The 18,261-nt window shown below is 40.4% G+C and carries 20 protein-coding genes; 9 read left to right on the plus strand and 11 right to left on the minus strand.

The window, feature by feature from the left end; genetic code table 11:
* Positions 1 to 38: 38 nt before the first annotated feature.
* The 4 genes from C3F34_RS03395 to C3F34_RS03410 are packed head-to-tail and all read right to left on the minus strand — an operon-like array spanning position 39 to position 2,989.
* Complete coding sequence (locus C3F34_RS03395; protein ID WP_044739283.1) at positions 39 to 605, minus strand: Maf family nucleotide pyrophosphatase; 567 nt, start codon at positions 603 to 605, stop codon at positions 39 to 41.
* Positions 593 to 1,084 (minus strand): rod shape-determining protein MreD, encoded by a 492-nt coding sequence (gene mreD / locus C3F34_RS03400; protein ID WP_016165346.1) that lies wholly within the window; start codon positions 1,082 to 1,084, stop codon positions 593 to 595. Before mreD ends, C3F34_RS03395 begins: the two co-directional genes overlap by 13 nt.
* A complete protein-coding gene (gene mreC, locus C3F34_RS03405) occupies positions 1,071 to 1,928 on the minus strand; it encodes a rod shape-determining protein MreC (protein WP_016165347.1) in 858 nt (285 codons plus the stop codon). The genes mreD and mreC overlap by 14 nt, the downstream gene beginning before the upstream one ends.
* 14 nt (positions 1,929 to 1,942) lie before the next feature.
* Positions 1,943 to 2,989, minus strand: a complete 1,047-nt coding sequence (locus C3F34_RS03410) for a rod shape-determining protein (RefSeq protein WP_016165348.1) — start codon at positions 2,987 to 2,989, stop codon at positions 1,943 to 1,945.
* Positions 2,990 to 3,121: 132 nt separating this feature from the next.
* On the opposite strand from C3F34_RS03410, the gene gatC reads away from it, so the two are divergent.
* The 4 genes from gatC to C3F34_RS03430 all read left to right on the plus strand — a co-directional run bounded on the left by gatC (position 3,122) and on the right by C3F34_RS03430 (position 7,133).
* A complete protein-coding gene (gatC, locus tag C3F34_RS03415) occupies positions 3,122 to 3,436 on the plus strand; it encodes an Asp-tRNA(Asn)/Glu-tRNA(Gln) amidotransferase subunit GatC (RefSeq protein WP_104441075.1) in 315 nt (104 codons plus the stop codon).
* Between the two features lie 53 nt (positions 3,437 to 3,489).
* Positions 3,490 to 4,968 carry an Asp-tRNA(Asn)/Glu-tRNA(Gln) amidotransferase subunit GatA gene (gene gatA / locus C3F34_RS03420; RefSeq protein WP_104441076.1) on the plus strand — a complete coding sequence of 493 codons (1,479 nt, stop codon included), beginning with the start codon at positions 3,490 to 3,492 and terminating at the stop codon, positions 4,966 to 4,968.
* Positions 4,968 to 6,434, plus strand: a complete 1,467-nt coding sequence (gatB, locus tag C3F34_RS03425; protein WP_104441077.1) for an Asp-tRNA(Asn)/Glu-tRNA(Gln) amidotransferase subunit GatB — start codon at positions 4,968 to 4,970, stop codon at positions 6,432 to 6,434. Before gatA ends, gatB begins: the two co-directional genes overlap by 1 nt.
* 84 nt (positions 6,435 to 6,518) lie before the next feature.
* A complete protein-coding gene (locus C3F34_RS03430) occupies positions 6,519 to 7,133 on the plus strand; it encodes a hypothetical protein (protein ID WP_158654330.1) in 615 nt (204 codons plus the stop codon).
* A gap of 89 nt (positions 7,134 to 7,222) precedes the next feature.
* Here the strand turns inward: C3F34_RS03430 and C3F34_RS03435 are convergent, their stop codons facing one another.
* From C3F34_RS03435 to C3F34_RS03445, 3 genes are all read right to left on the minus strand, one after another.
* A complete protein-coding gene (locus C3F34_RS03435; RefSeq protein ID WP_104441079.1) occupies positions 7,223 to 8,128 on the minus strand; it encodes a P63C domain-containing protein in 906 nt (301 codons plus the stop codon).
* 255 nt (positions 8,129 to 8,383) lie between these two features.
* Positions 8,384 to 8,899: a hypothetical protein gene (locus C3F34_RS03440; protein ID WP_104441080.1), complete on the minus strand. Its 516-nt coding sequence runs from the start codon at positions 8,897 to 8,899 to the stop codon at positions 8,384 to 8,386.
* An 81-nt stretch (positions 8,900 to 8,980) separates the two neighbouring features.
* On the minus strand, positions 8,981 to 9,865 hold the full coding sequence (locus C3F34_RS03445; RefSeq protein WP_104441081.1) for a LysR family transcriptional regulator: 885 nt from the start codon (positions 9,863 to 9,865) through the stop codon (positions 8,981 to 8,983).
* Positions 9,866 to 9,979: 114 nt separating this feature from the next.
* Between C3F34_RS03445 and C3F34_RS03450 the strand changes: the two genes are divergently transcribed.
* Positions 9,980 to 10,555, plus strand: a complete 576-nt coding sequence (locus C3F34_RS03450; RefSeq protein ID WP_104441082.1) for a chromate transporter — start codon at positions 9,980 to 9,982, stop codon at positions 10,553 to 10,555.
* Positions 10,552 to 11,067 (plus strand): chromate transporter, encoded by a 516-nt coding sequence (locus C3F34_RS03455; protein ID WP_104441083.1) that lies wholly within the window; start codon positions 10,552 to 10,554, stop codon positions 11,065 to 11,067. Before C3F34_RS03450 ends, C3F34_RS03455 begins: the two co-directional genes overlap by 4 nt.
* Positions 11,068 to 11,179: 112 nt before the next feature.
* Here C3F34_RS03455 and C3F34_RS03460 read toward each other — a convergent pair whose 3' ends face one another.
* Positions 11,180 to 11,662, minus strand: coding sequence for a hypothetical protein (locus tag C3F34_RS03460; RefSeq protein WP_104441084.1), 483 nt, complete (start codon positions 11,660 to 11,662; stop codon positions 11,180 to 11,182).
* Positions 11,663 to 11,884: 222 nt separating this feature from the next.
* Here C3F34_RS03460 and C3F34_RS03465 point away from each other — a divergent pair, with 222 nt between their 5' ends.
* A complete protein-coding gene (locus C3F34_RS03465; protein WP_016165357.1) occupies positions 11,885 to 12,463 on the plus strand; it encodes a DJ-1/PfpI family protein in 579 nt (192 codons plus the stop codon).
* A 342-nt stretch (positions 12,464 to 12,805) separates the two neighbouring features.
* On the opposite strand, the gene C3F34_RS03470 is transcribed toward C3F34_RS03465, so the two are convergent.
* The 3 genes from C3F34_RS03470 to sbmA form a co-directional block, all read right to left on the minus strand.
* Positions 12,806 to 13,780 carry a hypothetical protein gene (locus tag C3F34_RS03470; RefSeq protein ID WP_228155326.1) on the minus strand — a complete coding sequence of 325 codons (975 nt, stop codon included), beginning with the start codon at positions 13,778 to 13,780 and terminating at the stop codon, positions 12,806 to 12,808.
* Between the two features lie 290 nt (positions 13,781 to 14,070).
* Positions 14,071 to 15,144, minus strand: coding sequence for a DUF1176 domain-containing protein (locus C3F34_RS03475; RefSeq protein WP_416333153.1), 1,074 nt, complete (start codon positions 15,142 to 15,144; stop codon positions 14,071 to 14,073).
* Between the two features lie 143 nt (positions 15,145 to 15,287).
* Entirely contained in the window at positions 15,288 to 16,481 is a 1,194-nt protein-coding gene (gene sbmA, locus C3F34_RS03480) for a peptide antibiotic transporter SbmA (RefSeq protein WP_104441086.1), read from the minus strand.
* A gap of 468 nt (positions 16,482 to 16,949) precedes the next feature.
* Here sbmA and C3F34_RS03485 point away from each other — a divergent pair, with 468 nt between their 5' ends.
* Together C3F34_RS03485 and C3F34_RS03490 are read left to right on the plus strand one after the other, a co-directional pair.
* Positions 16,950 to 17,144, plus strand: coding sequence for a hypothetical protein (locus C3F34_RS03485; RefSeq protein ID WP_044739272.1), 195 nt, complete (start codon positions 16,950 to 16,952; stop codon positions 17,142 to 17,144).
* Between the two features lie 250 nt (positions 17,145 to 17,394).
* Positions 17,395 to 18,213 (plus strand): tetratricopeptide repeat protein, encoded by an 819-nt coding sequence (locus tag C3F34_RS03490; RefSeq protein WP_044739271.1) that lies wholly within the window; start codon positions 17,395 to 17,397, stop codon positions 18,211 to 18,213.
* Positions 18,214 to 18,261 lie beyond the last annotated feature (48 nt).

Below are 18,261 nucleotides of genomic sequence, written 5' to 3' on the forward strand. Positions count from 1 at the left end.
ATAAGACTCAAAACATTATAAAAATTTTTGTTTCACCATTAATTTAAAACCTTAATGGCTTTGAATAACTCGACTGTCTCATGTAACGGCAAACCAACTACATTGGTATAACTGCCTTCAATACGGGGAATATAACGCGAAGCCAGCCCTTGTATGGCATAAGCTCCCGCTTTCCCTTCGGGTTCCCCTGTTGCCCAATACGCTTCCATGTCTTTTAGGCTCAGCACTTGAAATTCGACTTGGGTACGCACCACTATACTTGAAATTTGTGCTGATGTGCGTACACATACCCCAGAAAATACATCATGTTTTCTGCCCGATATTTTTGCCCACATTTCAAAGGCATGTGCTTTAGATTCGGGTTTCCCTAAAATTTCACCATCGACACTTAAACTGGTGTCTGCGGCAATAATAACGGCATCTGGAAAATGTTGTTGTACTGCTGCTGCTTTTTCACACGCTAAACGTTGAACATAATCTGCTGCAATTTCACCCTCAAGCACATTTTCATCAATCTCAGGGCTATAAATTGAAAAGTCTAGGCCGAGCTGCTGAAGCAGCTCACGACGTCTCGGAGAACTAGAGGCAAGGACTAAACGCGCCATTTTTTCAGCACAAAATAAACCAATGGCCACACCAGAACACTGGTGAGTAATGGTTGCCAATGTCGGGCAAAAGAGAACTGAATGCCCCCCATAATTTGTGCCACCCACATCATAAACAGGTAAGCTAAAATGGCCAGTGCTGCAATGACCCACAGATTGGCAAAAGTCAGTACACGGCGTTCACGAATCAAAAACCGCGCAACAAAACTGATCACTACAAAACATAATGCATTTAATCCTAGTGGGGCATCCATCAGTAAATCGACAAAAATACCTGTACCAAAGGCAAACCAGACACCACACCACGTAGGCTGACATAGCACCCAAAACAGCATCACCATCATCATAAACAATGGACGCCAGCCAGAAACAGCATAGGCCAATGGATAAACCATTAGCACAGAGGCAATGATTACTGAAAAAATGATTGGGAATAATGGATCTTGACGTTTTTCTTGACGTAACTTAGCGATTGGCATGTGGTTGCTCCATCGCTAATGAGTCGGAAAACAGCACCACAACATGATGACCACTGGCTAACTGTGCCGCAGGAACCACATCAATTTGTGCAAACTCACCCGTTGTATGTCGACTCACTTTAGACACTGTACCGACCAAATATCCTGCTGGAAAATGCGCCCCCAAACCTGAGCTATACACTTTTTCACCCACCTTAATATTGGCACTGGTTGGAACGTATTCCATTTTCAGATGTCCTAAATCACCTGTACCCGAAACGATAGCACGCATCCCCGTATACTCTAAACGTACCGATAAAGAATGATCTTTATCAGAAAGCAACATGACACGACTACTGTGTGGATATACATTGATGATTTGTCCCATAATGCCTTTATCGTCTAATACCGTCTGTCCAACTTTCAAGTTGTTGGTTGAACCTCGGTTAATCACAATAATATGACGTAATGGGTCCGCATCCGTCCCAATGACTTCAGCAATTTCCATACGACCATCAATAATTAAAGGTGTATCAAGCAAACCACGTAAACGTGTATTTTCAGCAGAAAGCTCTGATAGTTTTTGCAAACGTACTTGGGCTTGTAACAACTCCGCCTGCATGGCCGTGTTTTCACGACGCAATTGTGCCTCAGACTTGGTCTGCTGCGTCAACCATTCGCTAGACAATACAGGATAGCTCGCTAAGGCATAAATGGGATTATATGCCGCATACAAGACATCTCTTGCTGGCTGTATCACATGTGGTAAGCGCCAGTTAAAAAATAGCACCACCAAACATGTTACAACCGCAATGATAAAGGAGCGAAATGATGGGGGCTGCCTAGAAAACAAATTTGTTTGCACAGCCAAATCCTTAATTAACCAACGAATAACATGTCGTGATTTGGATTATCAAAGAATTCTAAAACTTTACCACCACCACGAGTGACACAAGTTAAAGGGTCTTCTGCGACTACGACTGGTAAACCAGTTTCCTGAGCCAATAATTTGTCAAGGTTACGTAGCAATGCACCACCACCCGTCAATACAATGCCGCGCTCTGCAATATCTGAAGATAATTCAGGTGGCGTTTGTTCCAACGCAGATTTGACTGCCGAAACAATGCTTTGTAAAGGATCTGAAATCGCTTGGGTAATTTCGTCTGAAGTAACTGTAATGGCACGCGGCACACCTTCTGCCAAGTTACGACCACGAACTTCAATTTCCAAAGTTTTACCATTTTCATCTGGTAAAGCCATGCCCACTTCTTTCTTGATGTTTTCTGCAGTGGTTTCACCAATCACGCAGCCATGTGCTTTACGTACATAGTTAATGATTTGTTCATCAAACACATCACCACCAACACGTAAAGAGTCAGCATAGACACAACCTTGCAATGAAATAATCGCAATTTCAGTTGTACCACCACCCACATCAACCACCATTGAACCGCAAGCTTGTTCTACAGGTAAACCTGCACCAATTGCAGCAGCCATCGGTTCTTCAATTAAACGGACATCACGTGCACCTGCATTGAATACAGCCTCACGAATTGCACGACGTTCAACCAAAGTTGATTTACATGGAACACACACCACTACACGTGGTGCAGGTGGGAATAAACGCTTTTCATGCACTTTACCAATAAACTGGTTCAGCATGGTTTCAGTCACTTCAAAATCAGCAATTACACCGTCTTTCATTGGGCGAATTGCAGAGATGTTCGCAGGCGTACGACCAAGCATTTGCTTCGCATCAAGACCAACAGCGGCAACAATTTTTTGTGAACCACTGTGACGAATAGCCACAACTGTCGGTTCATTTAATATAATGCCTCGTCCTGGTGCATAAATAAGTGTATTTGCTGTACCTAAATCAATGGCGAGGTCTGGCGAAAACAAGCCAATTAGTCGTTTTAGAATCACGGGGTCGTTCTCAGTTTAACTTTATGTGGACGCAAGGTCGCAACTTTAACTAAATGTGATGCTTTGAACAAGTCAATCGCTTATTATAACGCACGATATTTTGAAATTTTTTAATACTGATTAGGTGATGTTATGTCTACATCGGATGCTCAGCATTCAGCAGATTTAAATGCTCAAACCGTTTCAGCAATCGCCAATCTTGCTCGTTTGTCGCTAGATGATACGCAATCTGCTGAATATGCTCAAAGTCTAAACAAAATTTTAGGCATGATGGAAACCTTAAAAGGCATCGACACCAAAGGTGTTGAACCATTGAAAAGCCCTTTCGACAATCCACAGCCGTTACGTGAAGACGTGGTGACTGAACAGAATCATCGTGAAGAATATCAAGCTGTTGCACCTGCAACCGAAGCTGGCTTGTACCTTGTACCACGTGTGATTGAATAATTTTCACTCAGTTGAACCATTTTTTTTAAATTAAACGTAAAGAATTATTTCTCATGACCGATTTACACCGCTTATCGATTCGTGAACTTGCTGAGGGTTTGGCACAAGCTCAATTCTCCTCTCGCGAACTGACTGCACATTATTTAAAACGTATTGAAAAAATTGATACGCAGGTAAATTCTTATATCACTGTGACTGCTGAACAAGCATTGGCTCAAGCAGACGCTGCGGATGCTGCGATTAAAGCAGGCACAGCAAGTACGCTCACAGGTGTTCCGATTGCACATAAAGACATTTTTTGTACTCAGGGCATTAAAACCTCTGCGGGCTCAAAAATGTTGGATAACTTTATCTCACCTTATGACGCAACTGTGGTTGCTAAAGGCAAAACCGCAGGTCTGGTGACTTTAGGTAAAGTGAACATGGACGAGTTTGCCATGGGTTCAACTTCTGAAAACCCTTTTTATGGCGCAACGAAAAATCCATGGAATCTAGAACATGTGCCAGGTGGCTCTTCGGGTGGTTCTGCGGCAGTTGTGGCGGCTGATCTTGCACCGTTTGCAACTGGTACAGATACAGGCGGTTCAATTCGCCAACCTGCATCTTTCTGTGGTTTAACCGGTTTAAAACCAACGTATGGTCGTGTATCGCGTTTCGGCATGATTGCTTATGCATCATCAATGGACCAAGGCGGACCAATGGCACGTTCGGCTGAAGACTGTGCTTACCTCATGAATGTCATGGCTGGTCATGATGCGAAAGACTCAACTTCTGTTGAAAAAGACGTCGATGACTACGTTGCCAACTTGAACGGCACAGCAGTCAAAGGCTTACGCATTGGTATTCCAAAACAATACTTCAACGTGGCAGGTTTAGATACCGAAGTAAAAGCACGTGTTGAAGAATCGTTGAAAAAACTGGAAGACATGGGCGCAGTTTTGGTTGAGATTGATCTCAACATGACGGAAGCCTATGTACCGACCTATTATTTGATTGCCCCTGCCGAAGCATCATCTAACCTGTCACGTTTTGATGGCGTGCGTTATGGCTACCGCTGTGAAAACCCGACTGACATTTTAGACCTATACAAACGCTCGCGTTCGGAAGGTTTTGGTGCCGAAGTTCAACGTCGTATCCTGATTGGTACGTATGCGTTGTCTGCAGGTTACTACGATGCTTATTATGTGAAAGCACAAAAAGTCCGTCGTTTAATTCAACAAGACTTCTTAAAAGCCTTTGAACAAGTTGATGTGATTGCTGCTCCTTCTGCACCAACAACTGCATATAAAATTGGTGCTAACCTCAGCCCAACAGAAATGTATTTAGGTGACATTTACACGCTTGCGGTGAACTTGGCTGGTCTTCCTGCAATCAATGCCCCTGTTGGCTTTGACCAAGCACAACTTCCTGTTGGCTTGCAGTTGATTGGTAACTACTGGTCAGAATCACAATTATTGTCTGTCGTGCATCAGTATCAACAAGTGACGGATTGGCACACCAAACGCGCGGCAATTGCTGAGGAGAATGCATAATGGCTGAAGCTCAAAAGTTGAAATTGATTGACGGTTGGGAAGTCGTTATCGGGATTGAGATTCACACTCAGCTTGCAACCAAATCTAAAATTTTCTCAGGTTCTTCGACTGAATTTGGTCAAGACCCAAATACGCAAGCTAGCCTTGTTGACTTGGCAATGCCGGGTGTGTTGCCTGTTTTAAATAAGCAAGTGGTAGATTTGGCGATTCGTTTTGGTTTGGGTATTGATGCCTACATCGACCAAGCCTCTGTGTTTGCACGTAAAAACTACTTCTACCCTGACTCACCTAAAGGCTACCAAATTAGCCAGATGGACAACCCGATTGTGGGCTTGGGTCATATCGACATTCAACTTGAAGATGGTTCGACCAAACGTATTGGTATTACCCGTGCTCACCTTGAAGAAGATGCAGGTAAATCGATTCACGACCAGTTTGAAGGCATGTCGGGCATCGACTTGAACCGTGCAGGCACGCCTTTACTTGAAATCGTGTCTGAGCCAGACATGCGTTCGGTTGAAGAAGCAGTTGCCTACATTAAAGCGATTCACACACTTGTACGTTGGTTAGGTATTTCTGACGGTAACATGGCAGAAGGTTCGTTCCGTGCCGACTGTAACGTATCTTTACGTCGTCCGGGTCAGCCTTTTGGTACACGTTGTGAATTGAAAAACCTCAACTCATTCCGTTTCATTGAGCAAGCGATCAATGTTGAAATTGAACGCCAAATGGAAATTTTGGAATGGGATGGCACGGTTGATCAAGAAACGCGTTTGTTCGACCCTGTGAAGATGGAAACGCGTTCAATGCGTTCTAAAGAAGAAGCGAACGATTACCGCTACTTCCCAGACCCAGACTTGTTGCCTGTAATTATTCCAGATGCGCAAATCGAAGCAGCACGCGCGGCATTACCTGAGTTACCTGCGGCACGTCGTGAGCGCTTTGTATCTGACTTTGGTGTGACTGAGTACGATGCACACGTGTTAACTCTAACGCGTGAAATGTCTGAGTTTTATGAAGCCGTAGTTCAAGCTGCTGGCGGCGCGGCTCAAGGTAAAGTGTCTGCAAACTGGGTGATGGGCGAATTCTCGGGTGCTTTAAACAAAGCAGGCTTAGAGTTGGCAGATTCCCCTGTTTCGGCTGAACAGTTGGGTGGCATGATCGCACGTATTGTGGATAACACTATTAACGGCAAGATTGCGAAGCAAGTGTTTGGCTTTATGTGGGAAGAAGGCAAAACTGCCGACGCCATTATTGCTGAAAAAGGCTTGAAGCAAGAAACTGATACTGGTGCGATTGAAGCGATTATTAAAGACGTGCTTGCAGCCAACGAGAAGATGGTTGAGGAATACAAGTCTGGTAAAGAGAAAGCTTTTAACGGTCTTGTCGGTCAAGTGATGAAAGCTGCAAAAGGCAAAGCTAACCCTGCGCAAGTGAATGAATTAATGAAGAAATTGATTGGTTAATCTGATCAATCAATTTAATTTTAAAAGCCCCGATTTATCGGGGCTTTTTTATATAATGTGAAAAACACAAATTACATGATAAAAATGGAATCTTTAACTTCTATATCTACAATTATTGCAATCATCGTTGCTATTTTTTCTATCCCTAAATCTTTACATGCAGTCAATGAACATCGACGTAAAAAGTTTAAAGATGAATTAGAAAATTTCGGTGAATACTTTGAAAAATTTTATAAAGCAGAAACTGATAAATACCCCCAATTATTGAAAGATAAAGCCGCCCAAAATCTTACTCGGTCTATAGATATGAATGATGAGTTACTTCATTGTTTAATAGATTTTCATGAAAAAGGGTTAGTGAATTTTGATAAAACCACTGATCTATACTATTGGGGAAGTAGATTTATAAATGTAATAAAAGTTGATAATACATTCGCATTTACTCCAAGAAATAGAGTTTCAGGAGCTATTTCAAAAACATATTATGTTATTTATGCTCTGTGTTTAACATTTGCTATTATAGTTTTTACTGGAAAATTTCATTTTTGGAATATTGCTTGGCTTGATGTATTAATTGGTGTCTCATTTATAATTTTTTCCATTTCATCATTAAGAAAAGCTGATGATATGAAAGAGGCTTTAGAATTTCTTCGAACGATGAATGATGCTCAAAGTAAGTTAAAGTCAGAAAAGAAATGAGTCACTAAATCTAGCATCCTAGTATTTTTCTCTAAAATGATTGGATTAATCTATTAAAAAATACAAACCCGCTTTAAAGCGGGTCTAATTTATTCCTCTTCAATTAATAAGCTTAATTGTTGATGATGCTTTGGATATGCTTTATCCATCATTCTCATAAACTTATCCCAATCATAATCAGAAACAATAGCAAGAGCTTTTGCTGCTTCCAAATGACTTTTTAATCGTGGTACTCCCACTGCTTCTGACAGAAATTGATGGTGTTTTTTTGCTCGATGTCCTTTTTCTAATACAGGATTAAGTTCTCGCAGTTCAGTTAGAACCATTGGTCCAAGACGCTCATATACAATATCATTGATCCATTTACCAACTACACCTGGATGTTTAGTAGTATAGTCCCAACTCCAGCCTCTCATTTTATATATTGCTTCAAAAAATGAGTCATCAAATGTTTTTACCCATTTGGCGGATTCTTCACGTAAAAAACTTGATAAAAACTTTTGTAATTCATCTTTAGCTCGATTCTTATGTTGGTTATATCCAGTAACCTCATCAATTAATCCAATAATACCGACTTTAGCAACACTCGAAATAATGATTTGAGACTGACGAGCATACTCTTGCTGCTTTGGTGTCAAAATACCTAAATAATTACACTCAATTAAAAGATTACAAATATCTACTAATACCGTTGCATCATACCCATAAGTTTTCGAAACACTTCCACCGGCCCCTGGTCTCTCAAACTCCTTTCGTGACTCAATTTTAGCTAAAATTTCAGTTGTTAAATGATTTTTAAGATCACCTGTATTCAACATATTCATCAAAGCTGAACCACCAGCTGATGTGGGAAATTTTAATGCCTTTTGTAAACCTGATCCTGAAAAAACACGTGTCCCATCTTCTAATACATAACACTCCAGGCTAACTTCTCCAATTTGCAGTGGTGTGTTTTTCGCTCCAGCAATAGCCTTTAATACAGATTCAGCAGTCATTATTACCCTCTTAATTTGACTATATCTAATAAGTTATTAAGTCTTTATAGTTTGCCAAAAAATATAATAAAATAAAGTATTAAACATAGGACAAAATACAAGAAAAATATTTTTTAGAAATAAGACTTTATCAATAAATGCATTGTATTTGTTCTTTCTTCAAAAAAGAAGTAGCTGTATTCATAGTTTATAAGCCTTAAATTTTTAATAGACTCACCAATCCTTTTTATAAGGAGAAGATTCAACTAAATTAAACTACCTCACCACACCCAGCTTATTCCAAATCTCAGGCGTCAAAAAGGTCATCACCATCTTATTCAAATCCACATAACGCAACAAACCATTCAACTGCTGCTTTACTTCAGTATTCTTTATAATTTCCTCGCCCGTAATACGCCCCAACTGCTGAAAACTTTCCCCTACGGCTTGAATGCCATCCGCCTGAATCACCGCTTTGGTCTGTGCCGAACATTGCTCGACCAAAATACGCTGTAACACCTGCGCCACATTTTTATCCAGTGCGGTTTTCTGATCTTCCGTGACCTGACTAAACTGCTTTAACTCAGGATGTGTCGATAACGCCACAAAGGTCCACTGCAATACGGCGGTTTTATCAGTAGCCGTAGTCGATTTCACTAGACAATCACTCAGTTGATCCACTGCGGTACTCGCCATGCTCATCTGCGTTGCACCCAAAACCGTGGCTGCCAACAGCACCACATGACCAAGACCGAACCATTTCCCCTGAGTTTTCACAAGCTGAACAGACATATACTGAATTCCAATAACTGATTGGCTTCTTTGTAGCATAGGACTTTCGCGTTGGTTGTTATGACTCTGTATCTGGTAAGGCTATTTGCCTAATAATTGCAAGACATGCTGTAAACGGACATTATCAAGATTGTCTTTATACACTGCATAAATTGGGGCAATACACGGTAAATCTGCCTTTAACGGTTTATAGACAATCTGTTTATTCCAAAAATCTCGAATGGCTTCAGGCACAATCGATAAGCCAATCCCCGCGGCAATCAGGTTTAAACTGGAAGTTAAACGTGGCGCTTCTTGCACAATTTTCGGACTAAAACCCGCCTGATAACAACTGGCCATAATATTGTCGAATAAGTCCTGACCCGCTAAACGGCGATACAGCACAAAATCATGAGCTTCTAAATCGAGTAAGTGAATTGCATCGGGCTGTTCCGCCAAAGGATGATTATTCGGCATCGCCACAATCAACGGTTCATCCAACACATGTAAGCTGTTTAGCCCTAAATCAATTGGTGCAGGTTTGCGTAAAAATACGATGTCATTTTTATCATTGCTGATTGAGTCAATCAGTGAATTACTACCATCTTCTTCCAAATGAATCGATACCGCAGGAAAGGCTTCACGGAAATTACGCAACAAGGCTGGTAAAAAAGGATGTAGTCCTACCGAGTTAGTAATTCCAATATTCAACTGCCCTTCCAAACCTTGGGTAATATTCTGTACCCGCTGTGGAATCGCCTGTGCATGTGCCAATATAGTTAAGGCTTCTTGATACAGCACTTTGCCCGCTTCAGTTGCCTCGACACCACGCGGCAAGCGCTTGAGTAACTGTGCATTTAATTCATCTTCCAGACCTTTAATAATGCGGGTCAACGGTGGTTGCTGCATATTTAAACGCACTGCTGCACGTGAAATATTGTTTTCTTCCACCACAGCCACAAAGGCTTTGAGCTTATGAATATCCATCTGATCTCTCTATTTTAATGCATACTTTTTAGGTATGAATAACACCATAAATAGCATTTTTCATTATAACGCAACAAGCGCATACTTTTGATATTCCAGATAGCGAGGTCGGCAATGAAAACAGAAATAATTCCATTGGAACAAGAGATTCATCCCAATTCTCAGGAGTTATTTATGGGATTTATGAAGCTCGGTCTGATGGGGTTTGGTGGGGTGTTGCCACTGGCACATCGTATGATTGTAGATGATCGCAAATGGTTGACGATTGAGGAATTCACGCATTTACTTGGAGTGTGCCAACTACTGCCCGGTGGCAATATCATCAATATGTCAGTCGCTATTGGCTATCAATTTCAAGGGGTGAAAGGTGCGATTAGTGCGATGGTAGGTTTAATCTCGGCACCGACTTTCATTGTAATTATGCTGTATGAACTGTATGCCCAGTTTCAGTCTATTCCCATGGTCAGACATATGATTGAAGGTCTGGCTGCCGCTGCCGCAGGCTTGCTATTTGCGATGGGGCTGAAAATGCTCCGCCCGATTATGCGACGCTACTTAACTTGGTTAACCATTGCCTTGACCTTTATATTTATGTTGGTGATCAAAATTCCATTGCTGCTAACTTTACTGATTTTGGTTGCGATCAACATGAGCGTATTAAGCCTGAATAAAGGAGCAAAAAACGTATGATTCTGATTGCTTTAGCCATCGTTTTTACTCAATTGTCTTTGCTGGCCTTTGGTGGTGGTCCTGCAATTTTGCCCGAAATGCAACATCAGGTAGTCGAGGTACATCATTGGTTAAGTGCCACCGAATTTAGCACCATGTTTGCAATGGCACAGGCAGCACCTGGGCCCAATATGATGATTGTGCCCTTGGTCGGTTGGCATGTAGCAGGCCTTGCTGGACTTTTAGTCACCTCATTCGCCAAGTTTGGGCCTTCATCCGTGATTACGGTATTCGCACTCAAATTCTGGAATCAGTTTAAAGATCATCCACTTCGTGAACGTTTTGAAAAAGCCTTAAAACCAATTACGGTGGGCTTGGTACTGGTCAGTGCATGGATTATTGCCGATGCTTCGGCACAAAATAGTTTGCTGATTGCCATTATTGCCATTGCCACCGCGATGAGTCTGTTTAAGAAAGTGCATCCGCTTTGGGTGATGTTATTTGGAGCCGTTGCTGGTGCTAGTTTTTTATAAAAATTGGCAAAAATCAAATCCACCCGCATTGTGCGGGTTTCATCATTTTTCTGATGGGGTACTGAGTTAATCCAACTCACCGAGCGGCATCCACAACCTGATCAAACATGATTTAATATTGCGCTAAATCTCGTTCCCGACAAGACAGTTCATAATATTCAGCTTGCGGACGTCTTTTCAGACTGTGGCTATAATAATCAGTCTCATCCTTTGCTCTAGCTACTAAAGTACATTGATTCTTTTTAGCAAATTGTTGCAGCGCGGCTAAGTCCGCAGTCTTGCTCAATACAGCACCCCAACCTTCACTGACACAACAGCCCACATATTCAGACATATATTCATCTGACACCGCGACCACACTCTGCCCCATAAACTTGAGTGGTTTTTTGATGATAAACACATCGTTATAGTCATAACGGGAAACTTCGGGTTTCTTGGCAATAAAACCACCTACCTTTAGCACTTTAAAAGTCGGAAAATCTTGTTTCATAGTACCCATTCCCCGATAAGTTTCCATATCCGCGGCCATAGTCATTGAAGAAAAACTGATAGCACCCCACAACAAACCTTTTGAAACCCAATGTTTTACCTTCATCTTTATTTTCCTTTGTTATTGCTATACGACAGCCCAGCATTTTAATGCAGATCTAGTCTAAAACCACTGATCATCTTAATCATTCAATCGCTTTTATTTCCTGTGCCCCTTACTCATCATGCATTACGACTAAAGACAACACAGCATGGTTTAAACTGCTCATCAGGCTATGCTATGGTGAAGCAGAATGATTCCAACCATAACAACACAGAGAGAAAAATCATGTCTAAACAAATTCTCATGCTGGTCGGTGACTATGCCGAAGATTACGAAACTATGGTGCCTTTCCAGTTTTTAACAGGACTCGGTTATACCGTACATGCAGTCTGTCCAGACAAAAAATCGGGCGACAGTATTGCCACAGCGATTCATGACTTTGAAGGGGAACAAACCTACAGCGAAAAGCGTGGACACAACTTTGCCATCAACCATGATTTTGATGTCGTGAATACCGCAGACTATATTGGCTTAGTCGTTCCAGGAGGACGCGCACCCGAATATTTACGCATGAATGCCCGTGTAATTGAAATTGTGCAAGAATTTGATACAGCAAAGAAACCGATTGCTGCGGTATGTCACGGTGCACAGATTCTGGCCGCTGCCAATGTGCTGCAAGGTCGTACCTGTTCTGCCTACCCTGCGTGTGCAGCAGAAGTAAAACTGGCGGGCGGAAAGTATGCTGATATTGCAGTCACGGAAGCAGTAACGGATGGACATTTGGTCACAGCACCTGCTTGGCCTGCACACCCTGCTTGGTTGGCACAGTTTGTAAAAGTTTTAGGGGCAAGCATTCAGATTTAAAAAATTATCAAGCGAGTAGTGTTGTGTTCTAGGCGGACTATAGAACACAATGCGAAAGTAGCTATTTCGTCCAAAATAACTGATGATGTATAGTCGTGAACTTATTCCAGCACCAATAAAAATAGCCCTCTTGATTTTATAATAAGGTATGCATTTTTAAGGTGTTGGATGGCCAATCTCCCTAACAGAAAGGGGGAAAATTACGATTATTAAGCCACCTCAAAATAAATTGAATTTTCCTAACTGTTCAGCATTTTTTATGCATTCTAACAACTATTTCTTTACTGTATTCAGTGATGATACTTCAGTCTAATAATCTACTTTAGCTTAACCTTCAACCGCCTATTGCCCTTGTTTCAACATACGTTTTGCACCTGCATGGTTATAATTACTCGCAAGATTTTGCAAAATTTTATTGGCTTGCCCTTTCGGGTTAGAAAAACGGCTGCTATAAGCAGGCACACTGGTCAAACAACGGGCAACCAACATACCTGAATCGATATATACACTAGCATTTGTTCCTGCCAATTTTCCATAGTTATAGGCACGTTGTGCACTGTTACATGCGTTTAGCTTATTCGTACCTTTGCTTAAATCTCGACGGGCGGTAACATAAGCTTTGAGCTGCTGTTGTTGGGGCGTTTCAACCACTGGAGCAGTTACATTTTGTGAAGTTTCCACAGTAGGTTTGCTTTCTTTCTTTTTCTCAGTATCTTTTTTATTATCAGGTTCTTTGGCTATTTCAATTTTACTGTTTTTTGTCGTTGTGGCATTTTTTGTTGTTTTCTTCTCAGTCGAATTACCCCCTATATTTTTATACCATTGATGAGCTTCATCTGCACTCAACATACGGGTTTGTAAGCTCACAGCGCGCGCAGAAAGATTGCTTTCCAACTTTCCTTCTGCTGTCGGTTCAATCGAAACAATCCAACGTTCATCAGGCAATACGCACTCATAAGCACCTATGCCCTGTTTCACATTACCATTTGCCATCAACCGCTTTTTTTGGGCCTGATCTTTGACTAAATGCAAATTACTTTTATACAGCAAACCAAATTTTCCACCTTTAGCATGACAATAACTCCCTAAATACTTACGTGGATAGAGTGCCTGAGGTTCTGTGCTTTTTTGTTGTTGTCCCCAATCATAAACATATTCTTTCGCACCACCATTCGCAGCATTCAATTTTTTCTGGTCAATTAAAGCTTGTGGAGTAGCATATTTATTGATGGAATCGGTACTGAAATTACTGATGTGGTTACATCCCTGTAAAGTCATTCCCATCGCCCCAATGAAAATAAATTGTTTTAAATTCACGTCGTCGTTCTCAATAAATTATTTTATTATTTAAAAATATCGTAAATTACATAAAATAACAAACCATAGGTTACTGATTTTACTATTCATTTTTTGTTTTTATTGAAAACCAGATCAAGCAAACTATATTTAATGTTAAATAATTTATACTTTTAACTTTTTGATTGTATCAATTAACACAATTTTCTTAAGTAGACTCTACGGAAATGGATTTATAAAAAATATTTTTTATATCAGTTAGATAAAAATAAACTCACCTGCCCAAGCTTCAATACATGATGATCGACCAACTACTTGACTACTGCTTCAATTTTATCTAATTCCCACACTCCTCCCGCAGCTAAACCTTTACACATGCCTGTCCAACGGTCCACGGTTTGCACAAACTGTTGCCCATTCCACACCCATTCTGCAATGGCCCAACAGTCACCAATGCCTCGCCCTTTTTGCCCACTATAAATATGACCCTCCGAAAAATCTGATGCAGTTTCAGTAATAAAAGTTGCAGGACCTTTAAGGGAAGCATCTAATACCCACATGCCATAACCTTCATTATAAGCGGCACGCCAGCATAGCGTTGAGGCCAATACCTTTTGTCCACTCAGTTTATACAGTTGAATTGGTTGCGCCTCCTGTCCCTCACCTGTATAGACTCCTTCACAAAACCCTTCACCCATGTCCTCAGTTTTAGGTTGCGATGACATCAACGTTTTATACAAAGTTTGATAGGGTGCTTGAGTTGGCTCTAAAATCCGATAGGGTTGATTTGCCGTCTTCACTTGTTTCACTACGAATTTGGGGATAGCAGCTAAAACACTTGCTTCACTATTGCTCCCTTTTTTAATCAAAGCACCCTTTGTATTCAACCGCTTTTGAAAATCATCCATTTTGAGCAACGTTGCGGTCATGCCTTTGTCTGAAATTTGCCAATGTAAATCCTGATTCTTAAACTCAATTTTGACATTTTGAGCCGCAACTTCTAATAAAGCATTCACCTGGGACTTAGATAGCACACCCATTAAAGGAAGTTCATTGCCATCCACACTCACCACGCCTAAGTCCCGATTATTCACAAAAAAATGAATATTTCGAACCTTAGACACAGGCAATTCTTCTTTTTCAAAACTGGCTAAAGCAAATTCTGCGATTACCGCTTGCTTCGCACCTGCATGACGCGTCAAAAGTATTGATGCGGGTTCAGATTGACTGAAATCATCATTTTGGTAACCTGCCGCACGGCATGTACCTGTATTGCTACAATAAAGTTCCCAATCTTCATGAGAAAAGGATGTTCCTTTAATATCTTGCGCCAAAATGGCTGTACTGAATACAGCGAGACAGGTGGTGGAAATAAAATAAGGGATAAATTTCATCAGGAAGGCACTGTTATTTATTGTCATCATTGTTTTTAGTTTAACGCTTTTCAGGTATTTGAACAAAATGGCATTACTTTCCAAGTGAAAAAAACCTGCAAAAATGCAGGTTTTTCATTCGATAAACAGTTCAATTATTCATCTAAAATCGATTCAAAGGCTTTCAAACGTTTGTAAATAGACAACAGTTCAATAATGGTTTTCCAAGACATAATTAAATATTGGAAAGATTCACGAACTTTATCAAAAACATTCCCAATCTGATTGACCAAACCTAAGGTCATTTTCCCCGCGGCAATAGACGGGAATAGCACCACTAAGCTATATAAAATATCTAGTTGTCGGTACCACGTTGCCACCAAGTTGAAATAGGCATAATGGAAATACAGACGGAAATAGTTTTTGCGCACACGACCAAAAAGTTCGGCTAAGGTTGCAGGCTGCGCACGATCTGCATGATCTTCTCCATAGACCAATTCTTTACGATATGCTGCTTCCACTTTCTGATTATTAAATTCCAAACCTGGCAGCTTATTCCCTACTACCATCAATAATACAGTACCGAAAATCGCCCAAATAATAGATGCCCAGACCAATGAATGTTGCACTTCTCCCACTATCGGTAATACAGGCACATGTTTGGACAGATCAAATAAAATAGGCAAGAAAGCGACCAAAATCATAATGGCTTTAATCAGCTCTACCCCCAAATCTTCCATAATGGTGGCAAAACGCATGGTGTCTTCCTGCACACGCTGCGAAGCACCTTCAACTTGGCGCAGTTTTTCCCAACGTTCCGTATAGTATTCGTTCATTGCTGTACGCCAACGGAATACATAGTGACTGGTAAAGAAAGCATTAATCACAGCAAACGTTACTGCAACCATCGCAATGTAGAGAAAGGTTAAGGTGCCCATATATAGGTCTTTAATATTGCCACCTTTGCCCAACATATTTTGGATTAAGTCCCAAAATGGGCCATACCAAGCGTTGATTGCAACACTGACCTGTACGCCAAACCAGATGTTAAACAAAATAAAAGCAGAGCCCCAAATCGACCAACGTTGCCACTTATTGTCGGAAAAAAACTTCCAGAACAAAGCAAAGAGTGCCGTTGAGATAAAGAACCAGACATAAAACCATAAAAATGAAGGCGACCAAAAACGACTCACGCCTACAGGTAACTCTGCATTTGTATATCCCTGTGGCCATCCAATGGCACTTCCCCATGTATTTCCACCTGTGTACCATAAAGTCATATTAAGCACAGACCAGAGCAACACTGAAATAAAAAACCATTTGGGATTTGGAAAAAATGATTTAAACATTGAACCCGAAAATCCTTGAGTTGTTTGAATGAATATCCTTGGAATACTAATCCTAATTTTGTAATTTATGGTACGAACTTTTACAGATATTTGTACCTTTTTCGATGATAAGCACTTGTTTACGAAAACAATTCTCATTTACTATGCTTATCTATTAAATCTATCTCATAATTTTTCACGTTTATTGTATTCGTACTGAAATATAAGAATTCCGACTATGCCCCCAGATTCTTTTACATAATTATTCTGTTCTCAGTGGATAAGCCACCCTATATTGCTTTTATGTTGGTTCTTACAGAAAAATCAGACAGACATAGAATAGACTTTTGATTTTTATCAAGATCAATAACATTTTCTTATTGTTATTCCATCGAATATTTTGTATTTCAGATGCAGAGCAATCTATGTCGAAAAGGAATAATGCTACTCTGGTGCCATAAAATTAACTAAATTCATGAGGAGAATAATATGGAATCATTTGTAATCGAACTCATTAAACCGATTACCCTAGAAAAAGAAAACCACACGGCAAAAGTCTTTGAAGAAGGTACGATTCTTAAAGTCTTATTAAAAACACCCAACTCTTTATTGGTGAGTGATGACGCCAAATTTAGTTTTACTGTAGATTTAAATGATGAAGATATCATTTGGCGTAAACTATAAGATTTCTTTTAAGATTGATGAATTTTCCTTCCTGATGTAAAGCTCCATATCAGATATATGGAGTAATGATTTCTACAAGCTTGAATTAAGCAAATTAAAGCATGGATAAATATCCCTAAATCGATAACAATAATTTTCAGCAAAACACAATTGCCATATTTACATTCGATCAATTCAACTTATTATGTATTTGTTTCTCTACCCCACACACAGATGGAATTGTGTGAATGCCCCATAAGGTTTTTGAAAGATGAAAAAAATAATTCTTGCTAGCTTAATCGCGATGTCCACACAATTCGCATTTGCCGAAAGCAAACCTGCGACAGTCGATCCAGCTTTTGCTGAAGTTGAAGCCATGGTCAAAGCCAACAATATGACAGGTGCCTATCAAGCATTAGAAAAACTCGGCAAAGCAGGCAATCCTCAAGCCCTCTACAATTTAGGCTATTTAACCCAAGTTGGACAAGGGACAACCAAAGATGAAAAGAAAGCTATTCAGCTTTATGAACAATCGGCCAGTAAAGGTTATCCCGTTGCAGACTATGTATTGGGTAAAAATTATTTAGCAGGTTCTTTGGGTTTAAAACAAGATACATCAAAAGCCAAACAATATTTTGAAAAAGCCTCTGCTAAGGGTTTTAGCGATGCAACAGTCGACCTAGCCGTTTTACTTTTTGCAGAAAACAATCCTGCCTCAGACAAACTGGCATTACAAAAGCTTGATCCTTTAGTTAAAAAAGGAAATTTCCAAGCCATTCATGCAAAAGCCTTGTATGACATTAGCACTGGTTTCAAGAACAAAGATGAAGCTCCAATCAAGCAAGGTCTAGCCAGTATTCAAACCTTGGCGCAAAAAGGCTATATTCCTGCATTGATGGCGGTAGGCAACATGTTTACCAATGGTAATATCGTGCCGCAAAACTTGCCTGAAGCGAAAAAAATCTTCACGGCGCTTGCGAAAGAAAATGTACCACAAGCTCAAGAATCATTAGCTGTGGTTGAGAAAATGATGGCTGAACAGGCGAAAGCATCAACTGCATCTTCAACTAAAGCCGCGAAAAAAAGCTAATTTATCCAGATCATTTGTTTGTATAGAAAATGCCCATCTAAAAAGATG

This window comes from Acinetobacter sp. ACNIH2, from assembly GCF_002934965.1.
Lineage (GTDB): Bacteria > Pseudomonadota > Gammaproteobacteria > Pseudomonadales > Moraxellaceae > Acinetobacter > Acinetobacter tandoii.

Excerpts from the sequence above, each read along its gene's own strand:
- C3F34_RS03440 (WP_104441080.1), bottom strand. The coding sequence starts at position 8,899 with ATGTCTGTTCAGCTTGTGAAAACTCAGGGGAAATGGTTCGGTCTTGGT.
- C3F34_RS03430 (WP_158654330.1), top strand. The coding sequence starts at position 6,519 with ATGGAATCTTTAACTTCTATATCTACAATTATTGCAATCATCGTTGCT.
- gatA (WP_104441076.1), top strand. The coding sequence starts at position 3,490 with ATGACCGATTTACACCGCTTATCGATTCGTGAACTTGCTGAGGGTTTG.
- C3F34_RS03450 (WP_104441082.1), top strand. The coding sequence starts at position 9,980 with ATGAAAACAGAAATAATTCCATTGGAACAAGAGATTCATCCCAATTCT.
- sbmA (WP_104441086.1), bottom strand. The coding sequence starts at position 16,481 with ATGTTTAAATCATTTTTTCCAAATCCCAAATGGTTTTTTATTTCAGTG.
- C3F34_RS03460 (WP_104441084.1), bottom strand. The coding sequence starts at position 11,662 with ATGAAGGTAAAACATTGGGTTTCAAAAGGTTTGTTGTGGGGTGCTATC.
- C3F34_RS03490 (WP_044739271.1), top strand. The coding sequence starts at position 17,395 with ATGAAAAAAATAATTCTTGCTAGCTTAATCGCGATGTCCACACAATTC.
- gatC (WP_104441075.1), top strand. The coding sequence starts at position 3,122 with ATGTCTACATCGGATGCTCAGCATTCAGCAGATTTAAATGCTCAAACC.
- C3F34_RS03435 (WP_104441079.1), bottom strand. The coding sequence starts at position 8,128 with ATGACTGCTGAATCTGTATTAAAGGCTATTGCTGGAGCGAAAAACACA.
- C3F34_RS03455 (WP_104441083.1), top strand. The coding sequence starts at position 10,552 with ATGATTCTGATTGCTTTAGCCATCGTTTTTACTCAATTGTCTTTGCTG.
- C3F34_RS03465 (WP_016165357.1), top strand. The coding sequence starts at position 11,885 with ATGTCTAAACAAATTCTCATGCTGGTCGGTGACTATGCCGAAGATTAC.
- C3F34_RS03395 (WP_044739283.1), bottom strand. The coding sequence starts at position 605 with ATGGCGCGTTTAGTCCTTGCCTCTAGTTCTCCGAGACGTCGTGAGCTG.
- gatB (WP_104441077.1), top strand. The coding sequence starts at position 4,968 with ATGGCTGAAGCTCAAAAGTTGAAATTGATTGACGGTTGGGAAGTCGTT.
- C3F34_RS03485 (WP_044739272.1), top strand. The coding sequence starts at position 16,950 with ATGGAATCATTTGTAATCGAACTCATTAAACCGATTACCCTAGAAAAA.
- C3F34_RS03445 (WP_104441081.1), bottom strand. The coding sequence starts at position 9,865 with ATGGATATTCATAAGCTCAAAGCCTTTGTGGCTGTGGTGGAAGAAAAC.
- mreD (WP_016165346.1), bottom strand. The coding sequence starts at position 1,084 with ATGCCAATCGCTAAGTTACGTCAAGAAAAACGTCAAGATCCATTATTC.